This is a genomic window from Novosphingobium sp. BW1, assembly GCF_008107685.1.
GTDB lineage: Bacteria > Pseudomonadota > Alphaproteobacteria > Sphingomonadales > Sphingomonadaceae > Novosphingobium.
The window spans coordinates 50,699-72,569 of record NZ_VIRF01000058.1 but is presented as its reverse complement, the minus strand read 5'-3'; the positions used below and the strand labels follow the sequence as shown (position 1 = coordinate 72,569).

15 protein-coding genes, 1 tRNA gene, 1 pseudogene and 1 other annotated feature are annotated in these 21,871 nt (G+C 62.7%); of the genes and pseudogenes, 6 read left to right on the top strand and 11 right to left on the bottom strand.

Annotation, left to right across the window (positions count from 1 at the left end):
• Positions 1 to 281: 281 nt before the first annotated feature.
• Positions 282 to 818, top strand: coding sequence for a hypothetical protein (locus FMM79_RS05375; protein WP_148626512.1), 537 nt, complete (start codon positions 282 to 284; stop codon positions 816 to 818).
• Positions 819 to 841: 23 nt separating this feature from the next.
• On the opposite strand, the gene FMM79_RS05370 is transcribed toward FMM79_RS05375, so the two are convergent.
• The 6 genes from FMM79_RS05370 to efp form a co-directional block, all read right to left on the bottom strand.
• Entirely contained in the window at positions 842 to 2,170 is a 1,329-nt protein-coding gene (locus FMM79_RS05370; protein ID WP_148626511.1) for an amidohydrolase, read from the bottom strand.
• Between the two features lie 98 nt (positions 2,171 to 2,268).
• A tRNA-Leu gene (locus FMM79_RS05365) sits at positions 2,269 to 2,352 on the bottom strand.
• 103 nt (positions 2,353 to 2,455) lie between these two features.
• Positions 2,456 to 2,809, bottom strand: a complete 354-nt coding sequence (locus FMM79_RS05360; protein WP_148626510.1) for a hypothetical protein — start codon at positions 2,807 to 2,809, stop codon at positions 2,456 to 2,458.
• A gap of 240 nt (positions 2,810 to 3,049) precedes the next feature.
• On the bottom strand, positions 3,050 to 3,886 hold the full coding sequence (locus FMM79_RS05355; RefSeq protein WP_148626509.1) for an inositol monophosphatase family protein: 837 nt from the start codon (positions 3,884 to 3,886) through the stop codon (positions 3,050 to 3,052).
• An 81-nt stretch (positions 3,887 to 3,967) separates the two neighbouring features.
• Positions 3,968 to 4,339 carry a hypothetical protein gene (locus FMM79_RS05350; protein ID WP_148626508.1) on the bottom strand — a complete coding sequence of 124 codons (372 nt, stop codon included), beginning with the start codon at positions 4,337 to 4,339 and terminating at the stop codon, positions 3,968 to 3,970.
• 2 nt (positions 4,340 to 4,341) lie between these two features.
• Positions 4,342 to 4,905, bottom strand: a complete 564-nt coding sequence (gene efp / locus FMM79_RS05345; protein WP_148626507.1) for an elongation factor P — start codon at positions 4,903 to 4,905, stop codon at positions 4,342 to 4,344.
• A gap of 144 nt (positions 4,906 to 5,049) precedes the next feature.
• Here efp and FMM79_RS21585 point away from each other — a divergent pair, with 144 nt between their 5' ends.
• The gene (locus FMM79_RS21585; protein WP_205466504.1) at positions 5,050 to 5,472 is read left to right on the top strand and encodes a hypothetical protein; all 423 of its coding nucleotides are present in this window, start codon (positions 5,050 to 5,052) and stop codon (positions 5,470 to 5,472) included.
• Between the two features lie 144 nt (positions 5,473 to 5,616).
• Positions 5,617 to 6,717 carry an ABC transporter substrate-binding protein gene (locus tag FMM79_RS05335; protein WP_148626506.1) on the top strand — a complete coding sequence of 367 codons (1,101 nt, stop codon included), beginning with the start codon at positions 5,617 to 5,619 and terminating at the stop codon, positions 6,715 to 6,717.
• A gap of 1 nt (position 6,718) precedes the next feature.
• Here the strand turns inward: FMM79_RS05335 and FMM79_RS05330 are convergent, their stop codons facing one another.
• The 3 genes from FMM79_RS05330 to FMM79_RS05320 form a co-directional block, all read right to left on the bottom strand.
• Positions 6,719 to 7,975 carry a diguanylate cyclase gene (locus FMM79_RS05330; RefSeq protein ID WP_148626505.1) on the bottom strand — a complete coding sequence of 419 codons (1,257 nt, stop codon included), beginning with the start codon at positions 7,973 to 7,975 and terminating at the stop codon, positions 6,719 to 6,721.
• Positions 7,976 to 8,181: 206 nt separating this feature from the next.
• Positions 8,182 to 10,719: a penicillin-binding protein 1A gene (locus FMM79_RS05325; RefSeq protein WP_148626504.1), complete on the bottom strand. Its 2,538-nt coding sequence runs from the start codon at positions 10,717 to 10,719 to the stop codon at positions 8,182 to 8,184.
• A gap of 128 nt (positions 10,720 to 10,847) precedes the next feature.
• Positions 10,848 to 11,735, bottom strand: coding sequence for an N-acetylmuramoyl-L-alanine amidase (locus tag FMM79_RS05320; RefSeq protein ID WP_148626503.1), 888 nt, complete (start codon positions 11,733 to 11,735; stop codon positions 10,848 to 10,850).
• A 638-nt stretch (positions 11,736 to 12,373) separates the two neighbouring features.
• Between FMM79_RS05320 and FMM79_RS05315 the strand changes: the two genes are divergently transcribed.
• The 3 genes from FMM79_RS05315 to zapE all read left to right on the top strand — a co-directional run bounded on the left by FMM79_RS05315 (position 12,374) and on the right by zapE (position 17,630).
• Complete coding sequence (locus tag FMM79_RS05315) at positions 12,374 to 15,226, top strand: ribonuclease E/G (protein WP_148626502.1); 2,853 nt, start codon at positions 12,374 to 12,376, stop codon at positions 15,224 to 15,226.
• A gap of 407 nt (positions 15,227 to 15,633) precedes the next feature.
• Positions 15,634 to 16,416: a succinate dehydrogenase iron-sulfur subunit gene (locus FMM79_RS05310; protein ID WP_148626501.1), complete on the top strand. Its 783-nt coding sequence runs from the start codon at positions 15,634 to 15,636 to the stop codon at positions 16,414 to 16,416.
• A gap of 98 nt (positions 16,417 to 16,514) precedes the next feature.
• Positions 16,515 to 17,630, top strand: coding sequence for a cell division protein ZapE (gene zapE / locus FMM79_RS05305; RefSeq protein WP_148626500.1), 1,116 nt, complete (start codon positions 16,515 to 16,517; stop codon positions 17,628 to 17,630).
• 172 nt (positions 17,631 to 17,802) lie between these two features.
• Here the strand turns inward: zapE and FMM79_RS05300 are convergent.
• Both FMM79_RS05300 and FMM79_RS05295 read right to left on the bottom strand, forming a co-directional pair.
• Positions 17,803 to 18,969 (bottom strand): annotated as a pseudogene (locus tag FMM79_RS05300) (IS3 family transposase).
• Positions 18,636 to 18,750: a sequence feature (AL1L pseudoknot), on the bottom strand. (Overlaps the previous pseudogene by 115 nt.)
• 477 nt (positions 18,970 to 19,446) lie before the next feature.
• Entirely contained in the window at positions 19,447 to 21,741 is a 2,295-nt protein-coding gene (locus FMM79_RS05295) for an EAL domain-containing protein (RefSeq protein ID WP_148626499.1), read from the bottom strand.
• Between the last annotated feature and the right edge of the window lie 130 nt (positions 21,742 to 21,871).

Sequence of the window (21,871 nt, the reverse complement as noted above, 5' to 3'; positions counted from 1 at the left end):
CCTTGCGCACGTTAACACTTGTGACCTCAGCTTAACCTCAAGGCGTAAACTGTCGGTAAAACTAACACACCACTACCCGCCTGCCTGCTGGACGCAAGGCCGCAAATCCCGGATCAGGGCGCATTCAGACCTATGACACGTGCGAGATGTCGACGTATTTTACAGCGATACACAGCGCCCGCGAAGGCACCCGGCGCTTTTCCCGGATCAGCCATAAACCATATGCTAACCACGAGAGGAAACCATGGTGTTACGCGCCTCACGGTAAATGCCGCCCTGCCATGACAGGAATTCGCACCAGCCGCGCATCAGCCGGCAAACTCTCGCTCAAGCAGATGTCGGTACACTTCGCGGCCATTACGCTCGTCGCCACGGGCTTACTGGCCGTGTTTGCCGACGGCGAGCGTAGCAAGGCGGCGCTCGCCGCCGCGGCTGCGCATGAGGCCGACGCAGAGGATGCGATCGGCAAGGCCGCCAAAGGCGCGGCCAAGAACCTCATCACGATACGCCCCCGGCGCGATACGGCCGGACAGTTCAGCCCGGATCCGGTGCGGCGCCCCATCCCATCGGGCGAGATGTCTTATGCCCGGGCCCATGAGGTGCGCCATGAGCCCGGCTACGAACCAGGCCCGGACCTCCTGCCCACATCCCCCCTCGCGCAGACCGCGTCTCCAGCCAATCTCCCAGCGGGTATGACCCTCGAAGAATGGCTGGCCCTAAACGAAGAGGAACGCGGCGACTTGCCTGCCATCCGCCTTGGCCCCGATGATCTGCGAGCGATAGGCGCCCTGCCCTCATCCGGCCAGCCCGCTGGCTGACCGAACAAGAGCCACAGGCGCGCCTACTTCTTGCCCAGGATATCAAGCGCGGTGAGCGTCAACGTCTCCGCGCCCGAGCCAATGACCTTGTCCGCTTCGGGCGCCCAGAACGCACTGTGGAGCGAGGGTAAGGGCGGGCCGCCGTCCTGCGCAGCCTTGTAGGCAGCCTCTGGCACACCGCCGACCCAGAAGATGATCGACTTGATGTTCTCCTCATCGGCGCGGCGGTATTCGCCAAAATCCTCCCCACCCATCACGGACGAAAGTTCGCCGACGTTGTCGGCCCCCATCTTCGCCTGGAGCCGCCCCAGCGTTTCTTCCGTAAATTCCGGCGAGTTCCAGGTCGCACGGGTATAGAGCTCCTTCCAGCTCACCTCGGGCAGGTCCTCTTCGGGAACGCCGGCGGCAAGCGCTTCGCCGCGCGCAATCCGCTGGATACCCTCCAGCAGCTTGGCTCGCGTTTCATCCGAGTAGCTGCGCACAGTCAGCTCCAGCTTGGCGCTGGAGGAAATGACATTGTGCTTGGTGCCTGCGTGGAACGAGCCGACAGTCACCACGACCGACTCCTTGGGATCGATCTCACGGGACGCGAGGGTTTGCAGCTTCATGACGATCGAACTGGCCAGCACGATCGGGTCGATCGTGGTGTGGGGATAGGCCCCGTGCCCACCGCGCCCCTTGACAAGAATGTCCACGCTGTCGACATTCGCCAGTGCCCAGCCCACGGCCGCACCGACCTTGCCCGCTTCCATACCTGCCGAATCGTGAAAGGCCAACGCATAGTCCGGCTTGGGAAAGCGTGAATAAAGACCGTCCGCCAGCATCGCCCGGGCACCGGTCCCCATTTCCTCGGCAGGCTGGCCGACCATAACCAGCGTGCCCGACCATGCCTCGCGCCGGGCCGAGAGCAGCCGCGCCGTCTCGATCCAGGCGGTCATGTGGGTGTCATGGCCGCAGGCGTGCATGATGCCGCTTTCCACCCCGGCAGTGGACACGCCCTTCATCTTCGAAGCGAAAGGAAGGCCGGTCTGCTCGGTCACGGGAAGGCCGTCCATGTCGGCGCGGATGAGGACCGTGGGACCTTCGCCGTTGCGCATGACAGCGACGATGCCCGTGCCGCCCACGCCCTCGGTCACTTCGAACCCGGCCTCACGCGCGGCGCGGCCCATGATCCCGGCGCTGCGCGTCTCCTGCATCGAGAGCTCCGGGTGCGCATGCAGATCTCGGTAGATCTCCATGAGCGCAGGCATATCGGACGAAATCGCCTGCGCGACCGCGTTGTCCCCCTGCGCCGCCACAGGTGAGGAGGTAAAGCCCAGCGCCGTTCCGGCGGCCAGGGCCAAGCGAAGCATGTCAAGATGTCCCATGCGTGCAAGGCTATGGAATGCCCTGTAAAAGGCAAGTGCTCATACCATCATGGAAGAGAGCCGAGCCACAGCGCGTGGCGGCATGGTGCCCCTGGCCCGACTCGAACGGGCACGTCTTTCGACAAACGATTTTGAGTCGTTCGCGTCTACCATTCCGCCACAGGGGCACGGGATGAAGGCCAGACGCTTAGCGGCAGCTATCGGCGCATTCAAGAGGCCAATGTGCGAATACCCACCGAGACGGACATTTGCACCGGTGCAGGTCTTTTATCAGAATTCCCAATCGAGTGCGACGTGGAGCAATTGGCGCTTCATCGCCCCCTTGCGCGATCCGAACGAACCGATCTCGAAACGCGGCCCATCCTCACCGGCCGCGTACTGCCAGCGCAGCTTGATCTTTTCGGTGTCCGCTTCGGGAGCCGGGCCAAGTGCGACACGCTCGCTACGCCCTCGAGTATTGAAGGGCTTTGCGGAAAGGGTAAATCCACGAAAGTCGAGACCTGCGTCCGGCGACAGGGCGCGTGCCGAAGAGGCGGCGAGCGCCAGCGGAACCACTCCCTTCGCGACAGGCTCTCCTGCATGAACAGCGGCGGCCGGGACACATGCCCCGAGACCAAGACCCAAGCAAAGGACGTTCCTGATCGCCATTCCATCTCCCCGGACCAGCGCTACGTAAGTACCACATAGAAACAGCGTCGGGAACAGAACAGTTCCCCGCACGACCGGGCAAAGCCTGCAAATACACCCTAAAAAGAGATAGTAAGGCTACTTTTCCAATGCGTTGGCACATCCGAAAAATCCATGTGCCAACACGAAAAAGGGCGGCTAAAGCCGCCCTTTCCCGATCCGGATCATGCGCGGGGCTCAGCCCTTGAGCGAGTTCGCGAGGATCTTGTGAATGCGCGAATGCAGCACGTCGTTGCCTGCCAGGATCTGGTTGTCGCAATAGGGAAGCGAGCGGCCCTTCCAGTCCGATACGAAACCGCCAGCCTCGCGCACGAGAAGGCAGCCTGCTGCCGTGTCCCAGGGCTTCAGATCGGCTTCCCAGAATCCCTCGTAACGGCCCGCCGCGACCCAGGCGAGATCAAGCGCGGCCGAACCGAAGCGACGGATGCCGGCCACCTGCGGTGCAAGCGCCTGATAAATGCGCGACCATTCCGCTACGTTGCCATGCCTCTGAAAGGGAATGCCCGTCGCGATCACGCTCTCATCGAGGTGGCGACGCGAGGAGACGCGCAGACGCGCATCGTGGAGCCAGGCGCCCCGGCTCTTTTCGGCCCAGAAGCTCTCGTCGGTGATCGGCTGATAGATCAGCCCTGCGGTCACCTCACCCCAGCCGCCATTGATCGACTTGTTGCCGTCAAGGCGCGGTTCCTGCACCGCGATCGAGATCGCGAAGTGCGGAATACCGTGAAGGAAGTTCGTGGTGCCGTCGAGGGGATCGACGATGAAGCGCGGCTTGTCGGGATCGCCCTCGATCGAGCCGCCTTCCTCGAACAGGAAACCCCAGTCCGGACGGGCTGCGCGCAGTTCGTCCCAGATGGTGCGCTCGGCGGCCTGGTCAGCCTTGGAGACGAAGTCGGACGGCCCCTTGCGCGAGACCTGGAGATGTTCGACTTCACCGAAGTCACGGCGAAGTCGGCCACCAGCCTTGCGGGCGGCCTTTTCCATGACGCGGATGAGACCGGAAATTGCGGCCATAACCTTTACTCTGCTCCTACTGCCGGCCGGGCCGGCACATCAATTTTCAAACGCGCCGACCTCACCCGAACGATCGGGTGGTCAGCGCCCGTTGCCCGCGCTCGTGCCTTCGGGCTGATAGCCGCAAACCAGGGCAATGGCTTGCAGCAACTCGCCGGGCTTGTCACGGTGAACCTTGTCGGCATTCTTGGCGATAAGGCCATCCACCGACGTGCCGATCTTGCCCAGCGAGTTGTTGTAGAGACAGCCCACCAGCGCATTCTTGACCGGCTCCTCTACCTGCTCGGAGCGCACGGCAGAGACCATCACGTTGAGATAGAGGAGCGCGTTCTGCACGTCCTCGGCCTTGGGCTGGGCCGGAGCGGCGTCCTGCGCTGCCACGCCGACCGGCAGGGCCAGGAAGGACAGGGCAGCGCCGAGCGCCAGCTTGTGGAAGTTGGAACGCAGCTTCATGATCAGTCCGCCTTTCGCACGTAGGCCTTTTCATAAACGTCAACGACGATGCGCGTACCGCTTTCGATGTGCGGCGGCACCATCACGCGAACGCCGTTGTCGAGGACAGCCGGCTTGTAGCTCGACGAGGCGGTCTGCCCCTTCACCACGGCGTCGGCCTCGACAATGACCGCCTCGACCTGCTCGGGCAGTTGCACCGAGATCGGGCGTTCTTCCCACAGCTCAAGGGCGACCTGCATGCCGTCCTGGAGGAAAGCCGCGGCATCGCCGAGAAGATCGGCGGGAAGCTGGATCTGGTCGTAGGTCTCGGTGTCCATGAACACCAGCATGTCGCCCTCGGCGTAGAGGTACTGGAAGTCCTTGGTGTCGAGACGCACCTTCTCGATGGTGTCGGCGCTGCGGAAGCGCACATTGGTCTTGCGGCCATCGACGAGGTTCTTCATCTCGACCTGCATGTACGCACCACCCTTGCCGGGCTGGGTATGCTGCGTCTTGGCCACCTTCCAGATGCCCTTTTCGTATTCGAGAATGTTGCCGGGACGAATGTCGACGCCGCTGATCTTCATGGAAACCTGCCTTCGATGGGAAAGAGCTGAGCGAAACGGTTCCGGACCTCTACAGGAGAGACACAGGGTTTCGCAAATCCCGCGCCCCTTAGCCGAGGCAGACGGGCATGGCAATTGCCTCGCTGCGGTGCTAGCGCGGCTGTCATGAACCGAGCCGCCCTCTCCCGCCGCCTTTCGCCGGCGATCCTGTGCCTTGCTACTTCCCTGGCCCTTGCCGCGCCGCTCAGTTCGGCGGGCGCCGACAGCCCGGAACCGCCGCCGGTTCCGGGGGGCAAGATTGGCACGCTCAAGATGGGGCGCTATGCCTGCGAACTGCCCGGCGATGCGGGGGGCCTGATCGGCGAGCCAGTTCCCGAATACGACTTCACCATCGTCAATGCGTCCAGCTATCTCGCCAAAGGCGTGCGCGGAAGCTACCTGCATACAGGTTCCGAGGTGGTGATGACGGGCGGCGTCTTCCGCAACCGCCGCTTTACGCGCATCAGTGCGGGTTTCCTCGAAGAAACGGCCCCCGGCCCCGAGCCTGAGGCCGGCGCGATGCGCTGCATTCTGGCGCCCCGGCGCTGAGCGCGACCTTCCTGCTCCTGCCCCTTGGAGACCTGACGGCAAAAGCGCACAGGCTCGTGCAGCCTTTTGTGCGTCGAACCATTTCCTCCCCCAAGGCGATGCGGCCCCGGCTCCTCCGGCCCCGCCAGACAAAGGGGATCGGGAATGACCGACAGGATCAGGATCGGAGTGCTCAACGACGCAGCGGACCTGCGGGTGGACGAGAACGACGATTCGCCCGCCTACCGCGACATCGCCTTCTGGCTTGATCGCGAAATCGCGGCGCTGCGCAGCACCGGCTGCGCACTCCCCGAAGTGGAGATCGTGCACGCCTATGCGCTGGGCCTGCCCGGCGGCACCGGAGCCGCGGTCGAGGAAGCCTGCCATCGCCTGATCGATGATGGCGTGGCCCTGATCGTGGGGCCCTTTGTCAGCGACAACGCCGTTGTCGCTGCGCGCGTCTACGAAGATCGGCGCGTTCCCGCCGTGATTTGCTCCCACGACGAGCATGCGCGCACGCGCCATACATTCCAGCTCCAGTCAGGCGGTGCCGTCGAAGAGGCCGCGCGGCTTGTCCGGCACCTGATCGCCAGTGGATGCGCTCGCCCGGTGGTCGTCTACGAGACGTCCCGCCTGGGGGAACGTCTGGCCAAGGCATTCCAGGAAGAGGCTGCGATCGCAGGCCTGGCTGCGAGCGCGAGCATAGCTTTACCAACGCTGGCCGGAGCGGACGAAGTTCCGGATACTCTTGTCTGGGCTCTTAACGAAGATGAGGCGCGCCCTGATGCCCTAATCTATCTGGGGCGATCAGCGCCGCCACGCGAACTGTGCGATGCGATTGGCCAGTCGGGCTATGACGGTATCTGCCTGCTAAATCTCCTCGCGGCCCGAAACGCCACGACGCCACACGCCCCTGCAAGCCCCGAAGATCTCGAGGGTTGGCTGCACCTGTCATTTGCAACCGAGCGCAATCCGCACTTCAGGGCGCTTAAGGACGAATTTCCCGATGCCAGCGCCCACCATGCCGCGATGGCCCGCGATCACGATCTGGCTCGCTTGGTTGCCCACGCGCTTGCACGCGCGCCATCGCTTACCCCTTCGGGCCTGCGACTTGCTCTGGAGCAGGTCCGCCTTCTTCCCGCAGCACAGGGGGAGGATGGTACGATGCTGGGCTTTGGTCCGCTTGTGCGCGCTGCCCTGCAGGGCCCCTACCTGACGATCCGGCAATGGAAGGCGGGTGACAGCGTGGCGATAGCCAAAACCTGAACTAGCCGATGCCCTCGCCTGAGGCCCCGAGAACCCGGGAATCGGCGAGGACAGGCTCCGAGCGCTTGGCGGCATTGCGGATCGGCAGGATCGAGCCCCGGAAGGGACGCACACAGTTCCGGCCTGCGCTCTTCGCATGATAGAGCATCTGATCCGCCCGTGCCATGGCGGTCACAACCCCGCAGGGCGAGGTCCTGTCCACTTCCGTCACACCGACACTCAACGTGATGCTGAGCGCCTTGCCAGCAGCCATGAACGGCTCTCCTGCCACGGTCTCGCGTACTCGGTCAGCCACATCGATGGCGCCCGCGAGGGACGTCTCGGGAAGCAGGATGGCGAATTCCTCACCTCCAATTCGCCCGACCAAGTCTTCACGGCGCCCCTGCATGTCGAGAATCTGGGCAACCCCGCAGAGCACCTCGTCACCCGCAAGGTGGCCATGGAAATCGTTGACCTGCTTGAAGCGATCAACGTCCAGGAGGAGCAGCGACATCGGCCGGTCGTGGCGACGCGCGCGCTGGATTTCGGCCTCGGCCAGCGCGGTGAACGCCCGGCGATTGAGCACTCCGGTAAGATAGTCGTGGTCGGCCAGATCCAGGAGTTGGCCCACGTACTCGGAAATGCGCCGCACCATCGGCCGAAAGATAAAGAGAACCTCGAACGCCAGGGTCAGAAGCACGATCGCAAGGATCCCCCACTGGATTCGCTCCATCTGCTGGGCGCGCACCTCGCTGACCGACTGGTGGATCGCGACCACCTCCTCAAGACCGGCGAGCAAGGGTCCGCGCGAGAGAATCGACAGATTGCGCAGGTTCCCGATCTCGTCGGCGGCCGCGGGTCCATGACCTTCCTGCGGAAGGGCGACCTCCGCCTCGGCCGCATCCAGAAAACGCCGAGCGAGGCGGTCTATTTCGCCAGGTCCGTAATAGATGTCGTACAAACGACGCTCGGCAACCGTGGCACCTTCCTGCCTCGAAGCGAGGCCGGCCAGTACGCGATGCGCATCGGCAAATTGGCGCACAGCCGTCACGAGGGGTTCGCGTACCTCCTCATCGCCCCGGTGGAGATCATCCGCAAGTGCGCTGATGCGCTGCGAAAGCATACGCTGACGCCCGCTCATGTTGATGATCGCTGCGCCGCCTTCGTTCGCCCGCAACGTCTCGGTCAGGACGAAGTGCGAAACGATGCTGAGGAGTGCGATCAGTCCCAGCGCCACGACATAGCGTAACGTGAGACTGCGCGGTGTAACCTGCGACATCTGCAACCAACCCCCGTTCGGAATCCCCGGGGACAGTGCCCATGAAGGCTTAATAACAAGTAATAATACTTGGGATTGAATTGTATGTGCAATTTACACACACATATGACCTCGCAGGCATATCCCTGAACGACGCGCTAGGCCCGGGGAACCCGGTGCCCTTTCACTTCGCCCAAAGTCCGCCAGGATTTCCCCGCTGGCTCTGATCAGTAGATGCCGCCCTGCTCCTCGGCGAAGTTTTCGGCCACGCCCTGGGCAGCTTTCGCCGCCGCCGCCCGCGCCTTGCGCGCGCCATCGATCTCGGCAATCAACGCATCGCGCCGCTTGGTAAACTCGTCCTCGGCGGTGTACTGGCGCGGTTCGGTGTCGGGCTTGAAGGCTTCCCAGATGACGGAAGCCTTGGGTTCGTCCGAAGGCTCCACGCCCATGACCTGCTTGCCAGTCACGCGGTCGATGCGCACCATGCGCACGCCCGACGGCGCGACGAAGGGCCGGTCGCTCCAGCGCGCGCGCGTGGCCTCGATCACATCCCTGAAGATCGGTGCGGCAATCCGCCCACCCTGGGCATAGCCCCCCAGCGAGCGGGGATTGTCGTAGCCCACGTAGACACCGCCCACGTAGTCCTGCGAGCCGCCCATAAACCACACGTCGGTCGGACCGTTGGTGGTGCCGGTCTTGCCGAAAAGCGGCAGGTTCAAGCTGCGCAGACGCACCGCGGTACCGCGCGTGACAACACCTTCGAGCATGTGGATGGTCTGGTAGGCGGTGTCCGCGTTCATCACCTGCTTGCCACGGCGCGCAATGCGCGGCATCGGCTTGCCATCCCATTCGGCCATGTTGCAGCCATCGCAGTTGCGCTTGTCGGCCTTCCAGATGACCTTGCCACTGCGATCCTGCACGTAGTCGATGACCGAGGCGTCATACTGCACGCCGTTGTTGGCGAGCGCGGAGTAGGCGTTGGCCATGCGCGCCACAGTCGTCTCGCCTGCGCCAAGCGCAAAGGAGAGGTAGGGCTTGTACTCGCCGATACCCATGGTCTTGAAGGTCTTGACCACCTTGCCCATGCCAATGTCATTGGCGATACGCACGGTCATCAGGTTGCGCGACTGTTCGAGCCCCCAGCGCATGGTGCGCGAACCGGCACCGCCCTCGTTGCCGAAGTTGCGGAAGCACTTCTGCCCAAGGTTGCCGCCCTGGTAGACACAGAAAGTGCCGTCGAGCACCTGCGTCGCGGGCGTCATGCCGTTGTCGAGTCCGGTCGCATAGACGAAGGGCTTGATCGTCGAACCGGGCTGGCGCTCGGCCTGGACCGCGCGGTTGAACGAGCCCAAACCGGAATCAAAGCCGCCCTGGAGGGCCAGAAGACGGCCCGAATAGGGCTGCTCCATGACCATGCCGCCCGAGACCTCGGGCACGGTGCGTACCGCGTAGGTCCCGGCCGAGACCGGGGCCGCAGCGAGGAAATCTCCGACCTTGGCGCGGTCCGGGACATTCGTGAGCGCGGCGATCTCGCCATCGGAAAAGCCGATGCGCCCTTCCCCGTTCGCGGCATCGAGCACAACCCCGACGCGCCAGTCCTGGTAGTCGATGGTCTTGTTCGAGACGATGAGCTGGGTCTGCCAGTTCTCCATGTCGTTGATGTGCGCGATCGGCCCCGCCCAGCCACGACGGCCGTGGTAGTTCAGAAGCCCCTTGCGCAGCGCGGCGCGTACCGCGCCCTGCAGCTCGGGATCGAGCGAGGTGCGCACCCACAGACCGCCTGCATAGACACTGTTGGGGCCATCCTCGGCTTTTTCACCATAGCGGTCGATCAGGCGGCGGCGCACTTCCTCGATGAAGTAGCCGTTGGCGGGATCGTAGTCGGGGCCGCGCTGCGTAACGAGACCGAGCGGCTGCGCCTTTGCCTGGGCGGCATCCGCTTCGCTGACCCATTCGTTGCGCACCATCTGATCGAGCACCCAGTTGCGACGTTCAAGCGCGCGGGCTTCGTGCTTCTTGCGCCCGTAGACCTCGGGCGCGCGGGGCAGGATGGCGAGAAAGGCGGCTTCGCTCAGCTTCAACTCGTCCACGTCCTTGTCAAAATAGGCGCGTGCGGCGGCCTGGACACCGAACGAGCGGCGGCCAAGCGGGATCTCGTTGAGATAGAGCTCGAGGATCTGCTCCTTCGAAAGCACCCCCTCGATGCGATACGCGAGAACCATCTCCTTCAGCTTGCGGGTCACCGAATACTCATCGCCAATCAAGATGTTCTTGGCGACCTGCTGGGTGATCGTCGAGCCACCCTTGGCGCGCTGACCCGAACCGTACTTGGAGACATAGTCGACCACGGCCCCCGCAAACCCCCCGATATCGACGCCGCCATGCGACCAAAACGTGCGGTCCTCGGCTGAAAGGAATGCGTTGACCAGCGGGCGTGGCAAATCGACATAGCGCAGCTGCACGCGGCGTTCGCGCGCATAGCTATAGGCAATATCGCCATTGATATCGCGCACCATGGTCGGCAGCGGCGGTTGGTAGGCAAGCAGCGACTTGGCATCTGGCATGTCGCGCATGAGCACGACCCACAAACCAATCAGGCCGATGATCCCGGCCACACACAGGTACACAAATCCGCGCAGGATCCGGCTTGATCGCCAGATCCGTGCGATTCGACCCTGGCCACGTTCGCGGCGGGGGCTGGTGCTTGCGTCTTCCGGCGTATCCTGGGCCGCGCCGGGGCCGGTGTCAGAGCTCGTGTCGGTCATCGTGCAAGCCCTCTAGCACGCCCTTTTTGCGCAAGGCCAGCAGGAGATCGGGCAAGTCGCGGATAACACGGCGAAGCGAGACACATATCAACGCCACCACATCCGCCAGGGATGACCTCCCCTCGCGCCTACTGGAAATCGGCGCGCCGCGCGAAATAGCGCCGGATTGCGCGCGCCGCCGCGCCTGCAACCACGCCCCGCCCCTCGCGCGACTGGAGGAAAGCGGCATCCTTGGCATTGTTGATATATCCGGTCTCGAACAGGACCGAGGGCATGTCCGGCGCTTTCAGGACGGCGAGCGCAGCGGTTTCGACGTGATGCCGGTGAAGACGCACATCTGCATCGGAGAGCTCCTCGATAAGGAAGGAGGCAACTTGCGCGGAGGCTTCCTGCGCGCCGCGCTGTGAGAGGTCGAGCAGGATCGCCCCCACCGCATCATTCGCGGCATCGAGGACGATACCGTTCACACGGCGCGCACTCGCGGCATCGCTCTCGGCAGCGCTGGCCGCAAATCTGCGTGCAGCTTCGCTGCTCCCCTTTTCCGAAAGGACATACGCGCTGGCGCCGCGCGCGAGGTCGCTCTGTGCGCTATCGGCGTGGATCGAAAGGAACAGGTCGGCCCCCAAGCGCCGGGCTATATCGGGGCGATCGGCAAGCGCGATGAAGCGGTCGGCATCACGCGTCAGAGCAACCCGGACATCACCGTGGGCGAGTAGGTCGGCCCGGATCGCGCGCGCAATATGCAGGGCGATCTGCTTCTCCTTGACCCGGCCATGGACAGCACCCGGATCGAACCCGCCGTGCCCGGCATCGATCACGACCAGTGGCTGGCGAGCATCGCGCGGCCCTTCGACCGGCGGCAGATCGGCCGGCATGCCGATCTCCGGCAGCTTCATGCGCACGACGTATTCGCGCCCCCCGCTGGCCTGTGCGAACGTGCGGTTAATCACGAAAACGCAGCCAAGCAGCGCAAGCGGAGCCAGCAACAGCAGGAATATCTGGACCAGGCGCACCATAATCGGTGCCTCGTTAAGGCCTCACCGCAAGCCCCGCAATCCTCTTGCGCCCATCTTTACGGATCACCCTGGAAGACGGCGCAATTCAGCGAGTGTACCCGCCGCGGCGGCGATGTTTGAACCACTTGGGACGGCATGCCTCACCAAGCAACTTGCCGTGGCTTACGTGTAGTGCTAGGCAGTTCAAATCCGCGACTGTTCACCCCGGACAGGTTGGCAAGTTATCTTCCTGAAAAGGACTTGCAATCTGCCATCAGGGCCGAAAGCCTGCGCGGAGAGAATTGAACCGGCCGCTTTCCGGCCCGGCTCCAACAGGTTGATGCGAGAGATGAGAAGCCAATTGCCGCCTTGCCAGCCCAAGCCCTTCGGGGCTGTGGCGGCGTGGCCGCAACTTTCGGCGTGTTGGGTTTCGCCACGCGAACTTCCGCTCGCAGACGCAATCGCTGCCGCACCGGCAGTGGAATTTGATACGACACTCGGAGCGATGGATTGCTCCGACCCCATCTACAATCCGGTCCGCTACGGAGCAGAGGCCTCCCGTCCTTACGGCGCCCTCCCGTCCTCCTGCGGCCTTCACGACAATCGACGCGCGCCACTGGCTGATCCGGCCGGAAGGCAGCGCGTCCGGAGACTTACCAATGGCAACGCGCATGCTCATCGATGCGCGCCACCCGGAAGAAACGCGGGTGGCGGTACTCAAGGGAAATCGCATTGAAGAGTTCGATTTCGAATCGACCGAACGCAAGCAGATAAAAGGTAACATCTACCTCGCGAAGGTGACGCGCGTGGAGCCTTCGCTCCAGGCCGCCTTCGTCGATTTCGGTGGCAACCGTCACGGCTTCCTTGCCTTCAGCGAAATCCATCCGGACTACTACCAGATCCCCAAGGAAGACCGCGACGCGCTCCTCGCCGAGGAAGCCGCGCACGCGGAGGAAGAAGCGGCCCTGCGCGCAAGCGAAGTGGACGATGAGGACGAGGACGAAGAGAACGACACCGACGGGGAGGACTTCGATGACGGTGGCCTGACCGAGGTCGACACCTCCGAGAAGGACGACGTCGCCACGATCGAGGACGGCAACGTCGAGAGGGGCTTCGAGGACAGCGAAGACAGCGAAGACAGCGAAGACGAGAACCAGGGCCGCTCGCGCCGTGGTCGTGGTCGTGGCCGCCGCCAGGGCAAGGCCCGCTCGAAGGAAGCGGAAGAGCTGCGCTCGAAGCGCCTGGCACTGCGTCGCCGCTACAAGATCCAGGACGTCATCCACCGTCGTCAGGTCCTGCTCGTGCAGGTCGTCAAGGAAGAACGTGGCAACAAGGGCGCAGCTCTCACCACCTACCTCAGCCTTGCCGGTCGCTACTGCGTGCTCATGCCCAATTCGAGCCACGGCGGCGGCATCAGCCGCAAGATCAGCTCGGCCTCGGACCGCAAACGCCTGAAATCGATCATCGCAGAGATGAACCTGCCGCGTTCGATGGGCTGCATCGTGCGCACGGCCGGCCTTCAGCGCACCAAGACCGAAATCAAGCGCGACTTCGACTACCTTGCCCGCCTCTGGGACGAACTGCGTGAAAAGACGCTGCACTCGGCGGCGCCCTCACTGATCCACTCGGACAGCGATCTGGTGAAGCGCGCCATCCGCGACATCTACAACCGCGAGATCGAGGAAGTCGTCGTCGAGGGCGAGGAAGGCTACCGCGCGGCCAAGGACTTCATGAAGCTCCTGATGCCCAGCCACGCGCGCCGGGTTAGACCCTACTCCGACCCCGTGCCGCTGTTCCAGCGCTACGGTGCCGAGGACCAGTTGACGGCGATGTACGACCCGGTTGTGCAGCTGAAGTCGGGTGGCTACATCGTCATCAACCCGACCGAGGCGCTGGTCTCGATCGACATCAACTCGGGCCGCGCCACCAAGGAACACGGCATCGAGCAGACGGCGGTTGCCACCAACCTTGAAGCCGCGCGCGAGATCGCCCGCCAACTGCGCCTGCGTGACATGGCCGGCCTCGTCGTGATCGATTTCATCGACATGGAATACGGCTCGAACGTCCGCAAGGTCGAGAAGGCCATGAAGGACGCGCTCAAAAACGACCGCGCCCGCATCCAGGTCGGTCGTATCTCGAGCTTCGGCCTCATGGAGATGAGCCGCCAGCGCCTGCGCACCGGCGTGCTCGAGGCGACCACCCGCTCGTGCCCGCATTGCGACGGCACCGGCCTCGTGCGTACCGCCAGTTCGGCCGGCCTTTCGGCCCTGCGCCTGATCGAGGACGAAGCGGCCAAGGGCAAGGGCGTGATCGTCTCGCTCTTCGCCAGCACCGAAGCGGCCGTCTACATGCTCAACGCCAAGCGCGCGGACCTCGCAGACATCGAGGAACGCTACGGCGTGACCGTGGAAGTCATCCCCGAAGGTGAGAACGAGGGCGCCAAGATGCGCGTTGCCTCGTCCGGCCCGCGCAACGACTTCGTACCCCGCTTCGACCCGATCGCGGCCGAGGTCGAGGACGACGGCCTCTACGAGGACGAGGAAGACGAGACCTTCGAGGCCGAGGAAGCCGGTTCGAACGACGAGGACGAAGGCGGTTCGCGCCGCAAGCGTCGCAAGCGCCGCCGTGGTCGTGGTGGTCGTGAGCGCCGCGAGGACGGCCAGGATGCGGGCGAAGCCCAGGCCGAGGCTGACGAGGACAGCGAAAGTGCCGAAGCCAGCGGCGCCGAAGCCAGCGACGAACATGACGACGAAGCGGAGGCTCCGCGCAAGCGCCGTCGCCGTGGCGGTCGCCGCCGCCGCGGTCGTCGTAATGCCGAGGGCGAAGGCTTTGGCAACGAAGGTGACGAAGGCTCTTCGGACGAGAGCCCCGCGCCCGAAGCTGAACCCGAAACCCCTTCCGAGCCTGCCGTGAGCGCACCTGAACCGGCTCCGGAACCCGAAGCCGCCGTCGCCGCTGAAATGGCGCCCGAGCCGCTCGAGGTTGCGGAAGTCTTGGCCGAGGAAGAACCCGCTCCCAAGCCGAAGCGCACGCGCACGCGCCGCAAGAAGGTTGAGCCTGCCGCCGAGGAAGCCGCCCTCGAACCGGCTGCGGAAGCTCCGGCCGAGGCTGCGACTGCCGAAGTGGAAGCCGAGGAAAAGCCCAAGCCCAAGCGTGCCCCGCGTCGCAAGAAGGTCGAGCCCGCCGCAGAAGACGCGGCTGCCACGACCGAAGCGGCCGAGGAAAAGCCCAAGCCCAAGCGCGCCCCGCGTCGCAAGAAGGTCGAGCCCGTCGCAGAAGACGCGGCTGCCACGACCGAAGCGGCCGAAGAAAAGCCCAAGCCCAAGCGCGCCCCGCGTCGCAAGAAGGTCGAGCCCGTCGCAGATGAGGTCGCCGCCGAGGCTGCCCCCGAAGCCGCGGCGATCAAGCCTGCAAGCGAGGAAACCCCGACCAAGGTTGAAGCCGAGGCCGAGGAAGCCCCCAAGACCGAGGGTCCGCGCCGCGGTTGGTGGCAGCGCACCTTCGGCGAATAGTCGCCGCGACCGCGCAAGAATAAAAAAATGGCTCCCTGCTCTTCGGACACAGGGAGCCATTTTTGCATGGGCCGTCGCAAACTGTGCCGGCTTCCCCAGCCAGGAAAACAGTCTCGAACCCGGCCGCCGCGCGCCGTGAGAATGCCGCCAGCACAACCCCTGGATCTGAAAAATTATCGATTTTCGGCGACTTACAGAACACAGCCGTCGTTACGGATCGCGGATCACGAGGACGTCATGTCGCTGACCGATTCAGCCGAAGATGCGCAATTTGCATGTAAAAAAGCGATGTTAGAGGGCCGGAATGCCCATCTGTTCGCACTCCCCCCTTGCCCCGCGCGACTGAATCGCTAGAGGGGAACCACCGAGGCGGTTATGCCGCAATGCAAGAAAACGGGGATTCGTTCATGGCGCAGTTCACCCTTCCGGCCAACAGCAAGATCAAGAAGCAGGGCAACGTCCACAAGGCCGAAGGTGCGACCCGCGTCAAGAAATTCACCGTCTACCGCTACGACCCGGATTCCGGCGAGAATCCGCGCTACGACACATTCGAAATTGACCTCGACAACTGCGGCCCGATGGTTCTCGACGCCCTCATCAAGATGAAGAGCGAGCAGGACCCCACCCTCACCTTCCGGCGTTCGTGCCGCGAAGGCATTTGCGGTTCGTGCGCCATGAACATCAATGGCGCCAACGGCCTTGCCTGCACGACCGCGATCGAGGACCTCAAGGGCAACATTCGCATCACGCCGCTGCCGCACATGGACGTGGTCAAGGACCTGGTTCCCGACTTCACGCACTTCTACGCGCAATACGCGTCGATCCGCCCCTGGCTGCAGACTGTCTCCACCACCCCGTCGGGCAAGGAACGCCTGCAGACCCCCGACCAGCGTGAGAAGCTCGACGGCCTCTACGAGTGCATCCTGTGCGCCTGCTGCTCGACTTCCTGCCCGAGCTACTGGTGGAACTCCGACAAGTTCCTGGGCCCGGCCATCCTGCTCCAGGCCTACCGCTGGTTGGCCGACAGCCGCGACGAAATGACCGGTGAGCGCCTCGACGAGCTGGAAGATCCCTTCCGCCTCTACCGCTGCCACACAATCATGAACTGCTCGAACGTGTGCCCCAAGGGCCTCTCGCCCGCACGCGCGATTGCCGAAATCAAGAAGATGCAGGCCGAACGCCAGATCTGATCGGCGCACCCCGGCGTTTCATCGATGTCAGTCGTGATGCATTGCGCGCTCCCCGTCGGGGGCCCTCGCCTGCGTAATATCAATCGGGAGCGCGCGGCATGACCGCCATGCTCGGTCGCTACGAGGCCCTGGTCGCCACCGGGGAGTTGCGCTCGGACCCCGAGCAAGCCGCCGTTGCCGAGCGCCTCGACCATTTACAGCGCGCCTTCTACAAGGCCCGCAATTCCACAGGTCTTTTTGGCAAGCTTCTGGGTAAGAAGGCCCCCTCGCCGCGCGGTGTCTACATGTGGGGTGGCGTCGGCCGCGGTAAGTCGATGCTGATGGACCTGTTCCACCAGACGCTCGACATCCCGGCCAAGCGCCGGGTTCATTTCCACGCGTTCATGCTCGAGGTACATGCACTCCTCAACGAAGAGCGCAAGAAGGAAAGCGGGGACCCGATCCCCCCTGTTGCGGCAACGATCGCGCGCAACGTGCAGTGCCTCGCCTTCGACGAGATGGTAGTGAACAACTCCGCCGACGCAATGATCATGAGCCGCCTGTTCACGCAGCTCATCGAGCACGAAGGCGTCACCATCGTGACGACGTCAAACCGGGCACCGTCCGAACTCTACAAGGACGGCCTCAACCGCGAGCACTTCCTGCCCTTCATCGACCTCATCGAGCGTGAGCTTGACGTCTACACGCTGAACGGCCCGACCGACTATCGCCTCCAGCGCCTTGGCGGCATGGCAACCTGGCACACCCCCTTGGGCGAAGAGGCGACCGAGCAGACCCGCGAGGCTTTCTATCGCCTGACAGACTATCCTCCCGAGGACGCCGAGCACGTTCCCCCGGCCGATATCGATGTTGGCGGCGGACGGCTGCTCCATGTTCCCAAGAGCCTCAAGGGTGTAGGCGTCTTCAGCTTCAAGCGCCTGTGCGCCGAAGCGCGCGGCGCCTCCGATTACCTTGCAATTGCGCGCGCCTACCACACGGTCATTGTCGTCGGCATTCCCCGTATGGGGCCGGATCGCCGCAACGAAGCGGCACGTTTCGTGACCCTGATCGACGCTCTCTACGAAAACAAGGTCAAGCTCATCGCAGCCGCCGATGCCTCTCCAGAAGAGCTTTACGAAGCCGGATCCGGTCGCTTCGAGTTCGAGCGGACCGTCAGCCGTCTGAACGAGATGCAGAGCGCAGACTACTTGGCGAAGGGCCACGGTGAAGATTAGAGCGCTCCCCGATGCACTAGGCCGGATCAACCGCTCCAGGCTAGTATCGGTTCGCCGCGTTTTCTGAACCATCAGGAGCAGTCATCCCACGGGATGGCTGACTGGTGTCGCCCCCAACACGTTTCGGTGTGTCTGAAGTGCCCCGGGTTTTCCGGAGGCAGTTTGGTTTGACTCAGGCGACCATATCGAGGGTTTCCAGGGCCGCATAGTAGTTCGCTTCGGCCTCGGCGGGTGGGATGTAGCCGATAGGACCGAAGAGGCGGTGGTTGTTGAACCAATCCACCCAGCGCAACGTCGCCATTTCCACTGTGGACACGCTGGGCCAAGAGCGCTGGCGTCCGATGACGTCGGCCTTGTAGAGGCCGTTGATCGTCTCGGCCAAGGCGTTGTCATAGGAGTCGCCCACGCTCCCGAGCGAGGGGACGAGGTTGGCTTCGGCGAGACGCTGTGTGTAGTTCATGGCAAGATACTGAACGCCCCTATCGCTATGATGGATCAGACCATCGTCCGGGCCGGGCCTGCGGGCATGGATAGCCTGCTCCACAGCAATGAAAACGAAGCCGGCCGTGGCCGACGTGCTGACTTTCCAGCACACGATCCGTCGCGCATAAGCATCGATCACGAAGGCGGCATAGACGAAGCCGCCCCAGGTGTGGACGTATGTAAAATCGACCACCCACAAGGCATTGGGCCACGAGACTCGGAACTCCCGATTGACCTTGTCCAGTGGGCAAGGCGCCTTGCGATCGCTGACGGTGGTCACTGTCTTCTTGCCTCGCCGCATGCCGGCAAGCCCCATGCTTCGCATGCGGCACTCGACGATGCACTTGGCAACTGCGATGCCTTCGCGGCAGAGCTGATGCCAGACCTTGCGCGCTGCGTAGAGGCTGTGGCTGCCCTCGTAGACGCGCTTGATCTGACGACAGATTTCTTCCTCGCGACGCGCACGCTCGGGTCGCTTGGGCGGATCAATCAGGCGTGCTGCAAGTTCGTGATGGGAGGACGGGGCGACTGCCAGCTCTCGGCAGATCGGCTCGATACCCAAGTCCTGGCGATAGGCTTCTGTGAACGCCATCATCATTTCTCGCGGCGGTCGAGCTCCGCCATCGCAAAATAGGCAGACGCCTTGCGGAGGATCTCGTTAGCCCGGCCGAGTTCCTTCACTTCACGTTCGAGAGCCTTGATCTTGGCCTTCTTATCGGCGCCCAGCGCCTCCGCCGTGCAGCCAATATTGGCGGCAATCGAAGACGTCGCCTTCCACTCCAAACCGTAGTTCACCAACCATACGCACCGCACGATCACGGATCTCAGGTGAAAACTTGTTCCGGGTTCTGCTCATAACGAAAGCTCCTTCGCATAAATCGGAGCCTTCGGAGAAACCGGGGCGCTTCATACCGCTGATCCGATGCGTCCGGGGTCTCGGCTGCACACCCCGGAATTGAGGTGCCTAACCGCGACTCACATATTGCTCAGTTAACCTTTGAAACTAACTCAGCAGGAAAGTCGTCAGCGGTTCGCACCTCGTAGATTCGGCTTACAGTGAAGACTTCATACTACCTAAATCACGACAAAGGTGCATATCAGTAAACCTAGAAAATGACTCTCAAATAAAAACCCCTTGGAAATTCATATAGATTTCCAAGGGGTTTTTTAAATTGGGCTATAAAGGGCCTGAAGCCCTTCATATCAGTCACGAATCAGTGACCGAACGAGCCCCACCAGTAACCAGAAAGCATTGTATTTCCCCATGTGAACCGTCGCTATTGCTGCGACAGACACATGATTAACCGTTAGCTAACTAGATCTCAAGACTTTTTTAACCATGCAGCTTCAGCTGCCCCGCGGCAATCATAAGGGATAGGTCAGCGAAGGGTACGGGCCGCCCAATGTGGTAGCCCTGAACAATGTCACATCCCTGCTGTTTGAGAATATCGAGACCGACCGACGTCTCTACACCTTCTGCGACCACGGTGCGGTCGAGCGAATGCGCCATCTCGATGATGGACTGGACAAGCACCAGATCGTCCTTGTTGGTTTCCATGGTGGATACGAACGAACGATCGATCTTCACCTCGCTGGCCGGGAGGTAGCGCAGATAATCGAGAGTTGCGTTACCCGTTCCAAAATCATCAATCGAAAGACGCAAGCCCGACTGCACGAGCCGCTGCAGCATCTGATAGGTTCGCGAACTGCGGTCCAGCCTGTCCGTTTCTGTGATCTCAAGGATCAGCCGATCGGCCGGTAAGCCATGCAGCGTCAGGATATCGGAGATCATCGTTGGCAGGACCGGATTTCGCAGCAGCTGTGCGGAAATGTTGACCGACATCGAGATGTCGAGCCCTTCGCGCATCATCTCGACGGCGCAGCGCACGGCATCGTCGACCACAAACCGCGTAATGCGCTCGATCCGATGAAATTCCTCAGCAATGCGAATGAACTTTTCGGGCGAGATCGGTCCACGCTCCGGATGGGTCCAGCGCACGAGCGCTTCGGCGCCACAGATCCGGTTGGATCGCAAGTCGAATTTGGGCTGGTAGGCGACCCACACCTCACCGTTGTCAATTGCGCGATCAAGCGAGGTCAGCAGCGAGATTTCCCACTGCGCTTCATGCTTGCGACTGTCATGCTGGTAGACCAATTCGTCATTGCGAATGGCCTCTTCCGCCGACTGCATGGCTCCGGCAACACGGGTCGACATGGCGCGATCAAATTCGGAATCCACGCCGCAGTTAAACGAGAGGTCAATATCCAGACCGCCGACCTGGATGCCGTTCTGGACGATACGGTGCAGGCCCTCCAGGTTCTCGAAAAGATCGAAGGCATTCCGGATAGACGAGAGCCACATGAACATGCCACCCTCGTGGTAGACGGTCGCAGTGTCATCACTGATGCGAATGCGTCGGACGATCTCCCGTGCGACATTGGCCTCCACGTGCTCGGCAAAACTACCGATGATCGCACCATAGTTGCGGATCTTGAGCGCAACGAGAATACGATTGGACTTTTCAGCCGAGTTGCGCAGTGCCTGAACGCTGGGAAGGCCTGATCCTGCATTGGTTTCACTCGCGACTTCGACCCGATCGAGGCTGCGCATGCGCAGAACGGCAATGAGCGCGACCACGAAGGCTGGGGCCACTTCCATGCTGACACCGACGTATTCGAGCATGAGGGGGATCGCGACAATCACTGCCAACAACGCCCCCGACCGCTTCCAGTCGAGCACCCGGCCCCGGCCAGTCCCGGTCACGATGATCGCCACAACCACGATCAAGGGGATCAACCAACCTGCCCGGCGTGGCAATCCGCGCTGGAGAGTTTCGCCTGCCAGTGCTTGAATGTAGCCCCCGGGGATCGTGCCCTGCTGTCCCGGCACCTTGTGGATGTCGTTGTAGCTCGGCGCAGAGGGAGCAACGATCACATCCTTGCCCCGAATTGCATTCGCCAGAAAATCCCCGCGGATGATATCGATATAGCTGAGTGAAGGGATCGTGCGCACATCGATCGACATATCCGGAGTAAAGAGTTGGTCTTCTCCTCCTTCCACACCTGCAAGCGCAGCCGCCATCGACGGAATTCGGCCTTCTGGACTGCCCGAGGCGTAGGGCATTTCAAAACCGAGATTGAAAGGATGGTGCAATGTCAGCAGAGACACCACCTCAGAATACCGCGCATAGTCCCCCTTGGGGACATGCCCGGCGTAGTTGCCAAGCTGCTGCTCGCTGCTGGGCACCGCCCCACTGAACACCTTTCCAGGATGCGCTTTCAACTGCGTCACGAACGCAGCGCGATCAGCGGGACTGGCCTGATCGGGCAACAGACGGCCAAAGAAGACTCGTTTCGCTCCCGCACCAAAGAGCGTTTCGAGCAAGCGGGCATCGTCCCCACGTGACACATCGAGACTGCCCAGAGCCCCCAGCGTACGATCGTCCATCAGGACCAGCACCGTCTGGCCGTTGGATGGGTGCAGCCGCAGCGGCACGCGCACGTTGCGCAAGACGTCCTCAATCGGCACACTAAGGCCACTCACGCCGAGCAGAAGCCCGGTGAACGTGGCCCAGAACACGATCCGGAACCGGGCACTCTTCCAGTACTGGCGAAGCCGCGCGATCATGTCACGCGAAGTCCCCACTCAGGCGCCCTGAGGCAACAAGTGCGCAGGCATAGCCCACGGCTACGCCGCGTTCGCGCCAAGACACCTCGGATTTGCAACCAAAATTCGTCATCTACGTCCCATCTGTGAC

Coding starts and splice junctions, on each gene's coding strand:
- FMM79_RS05295 (WP_148626499.1), bottom strand. CDS start 21,741: ATGATCGCGCGGCTTCGCCAGTACTGGAAGAGTGCCCGGTTCCGGATC.
- efp (WP_148626507.1), bottom strand. CDS start 4,905: ATGAAGATCAGCGGCGTCGACATTCGTCCCGGCAACATTCTCGAATAC.
- FMM79_RS05335 (WP_148626506.1), top strand. CDS start 5,617: ATGACCGACAGGATCAGGATCGGAGTGCTCAACGACGCAGCGGACCTG.
- FMM79_RS05370 (WP_148626511.1), bottom strand. CDS start 2,170: ATGCTTCGCTTGGCCCTGGCCGCCGGAACGGCGCTGGGCTTTACCTCC.
- FMM79_RS21585 (WP_205466504.1), top strand. CDS start 5,050: ATGAACCGAGCCGCCCTCTCCCGCCGCCTTTCGCCGGCGATCCTGTGC.
- FMM79_RS05375 (WP_148626512.1), top strand. CDS start 282: ATGACAGGAATTCGCACCAGCCGCGCATCAGCCGGCAAACTCTCGCTC.
- FMM79_RS05320 (WP_148626503.1), bottom strand. CDS start 11,735: ATGGTGCGCCTGGTCCAGATATTCCTGCTGTTGCTGGCTCCGCTTGCG.
- FMM79_RS05350 (WP_148626508.1), bottom strand. CDS start 4,339: ATGAAGCTGCGTTCCAACTTCCACAAGCTGGCGCTCGGCGCTGCCCTG.
- FMM79_RS05315 (WP_148626502.1), top strand. CDS start 12,374: ATGGCAACGCGCATGCTCATCGATGCGCGCCACCCGGAAGAAACGCGG.
- FMM79_RS05330 (WP_148626505.1), bottom strand. CDS start 7,975: ATGTCGCAGGTTACACCGCGCAGTCTCACGTTACGCTATGTCGTGGCG.
- FMM79_RS05355 (WP_148626509.1), bottom strand. CDS start 3,886: ATGGCCGCAATTTCCGGTCTCATCCGCGTCATGGAAAAGGCCGCCCGC.
- FMM79_RS05325 (WP_148626504.1), bottom strand. CDS start 10,719: ATGACCGACACGAGCTCTGACACCGGCCCCGGCGCGGCCCAGGATACG.
- FMM79_RS05310 (WP_148626501.1), top strand. CDS start 15,634: ATGGCGCAGTTCACCCTTCCGGCCAACAGCAAGATCAAGAAGCAGGGC.
- zapE (WP_148626500.1), top strand. CDS start 16,515: ATGACCGCCATGCTCGGTCGCTACGAGGCCCTGGTCGCCACCGGGGAG.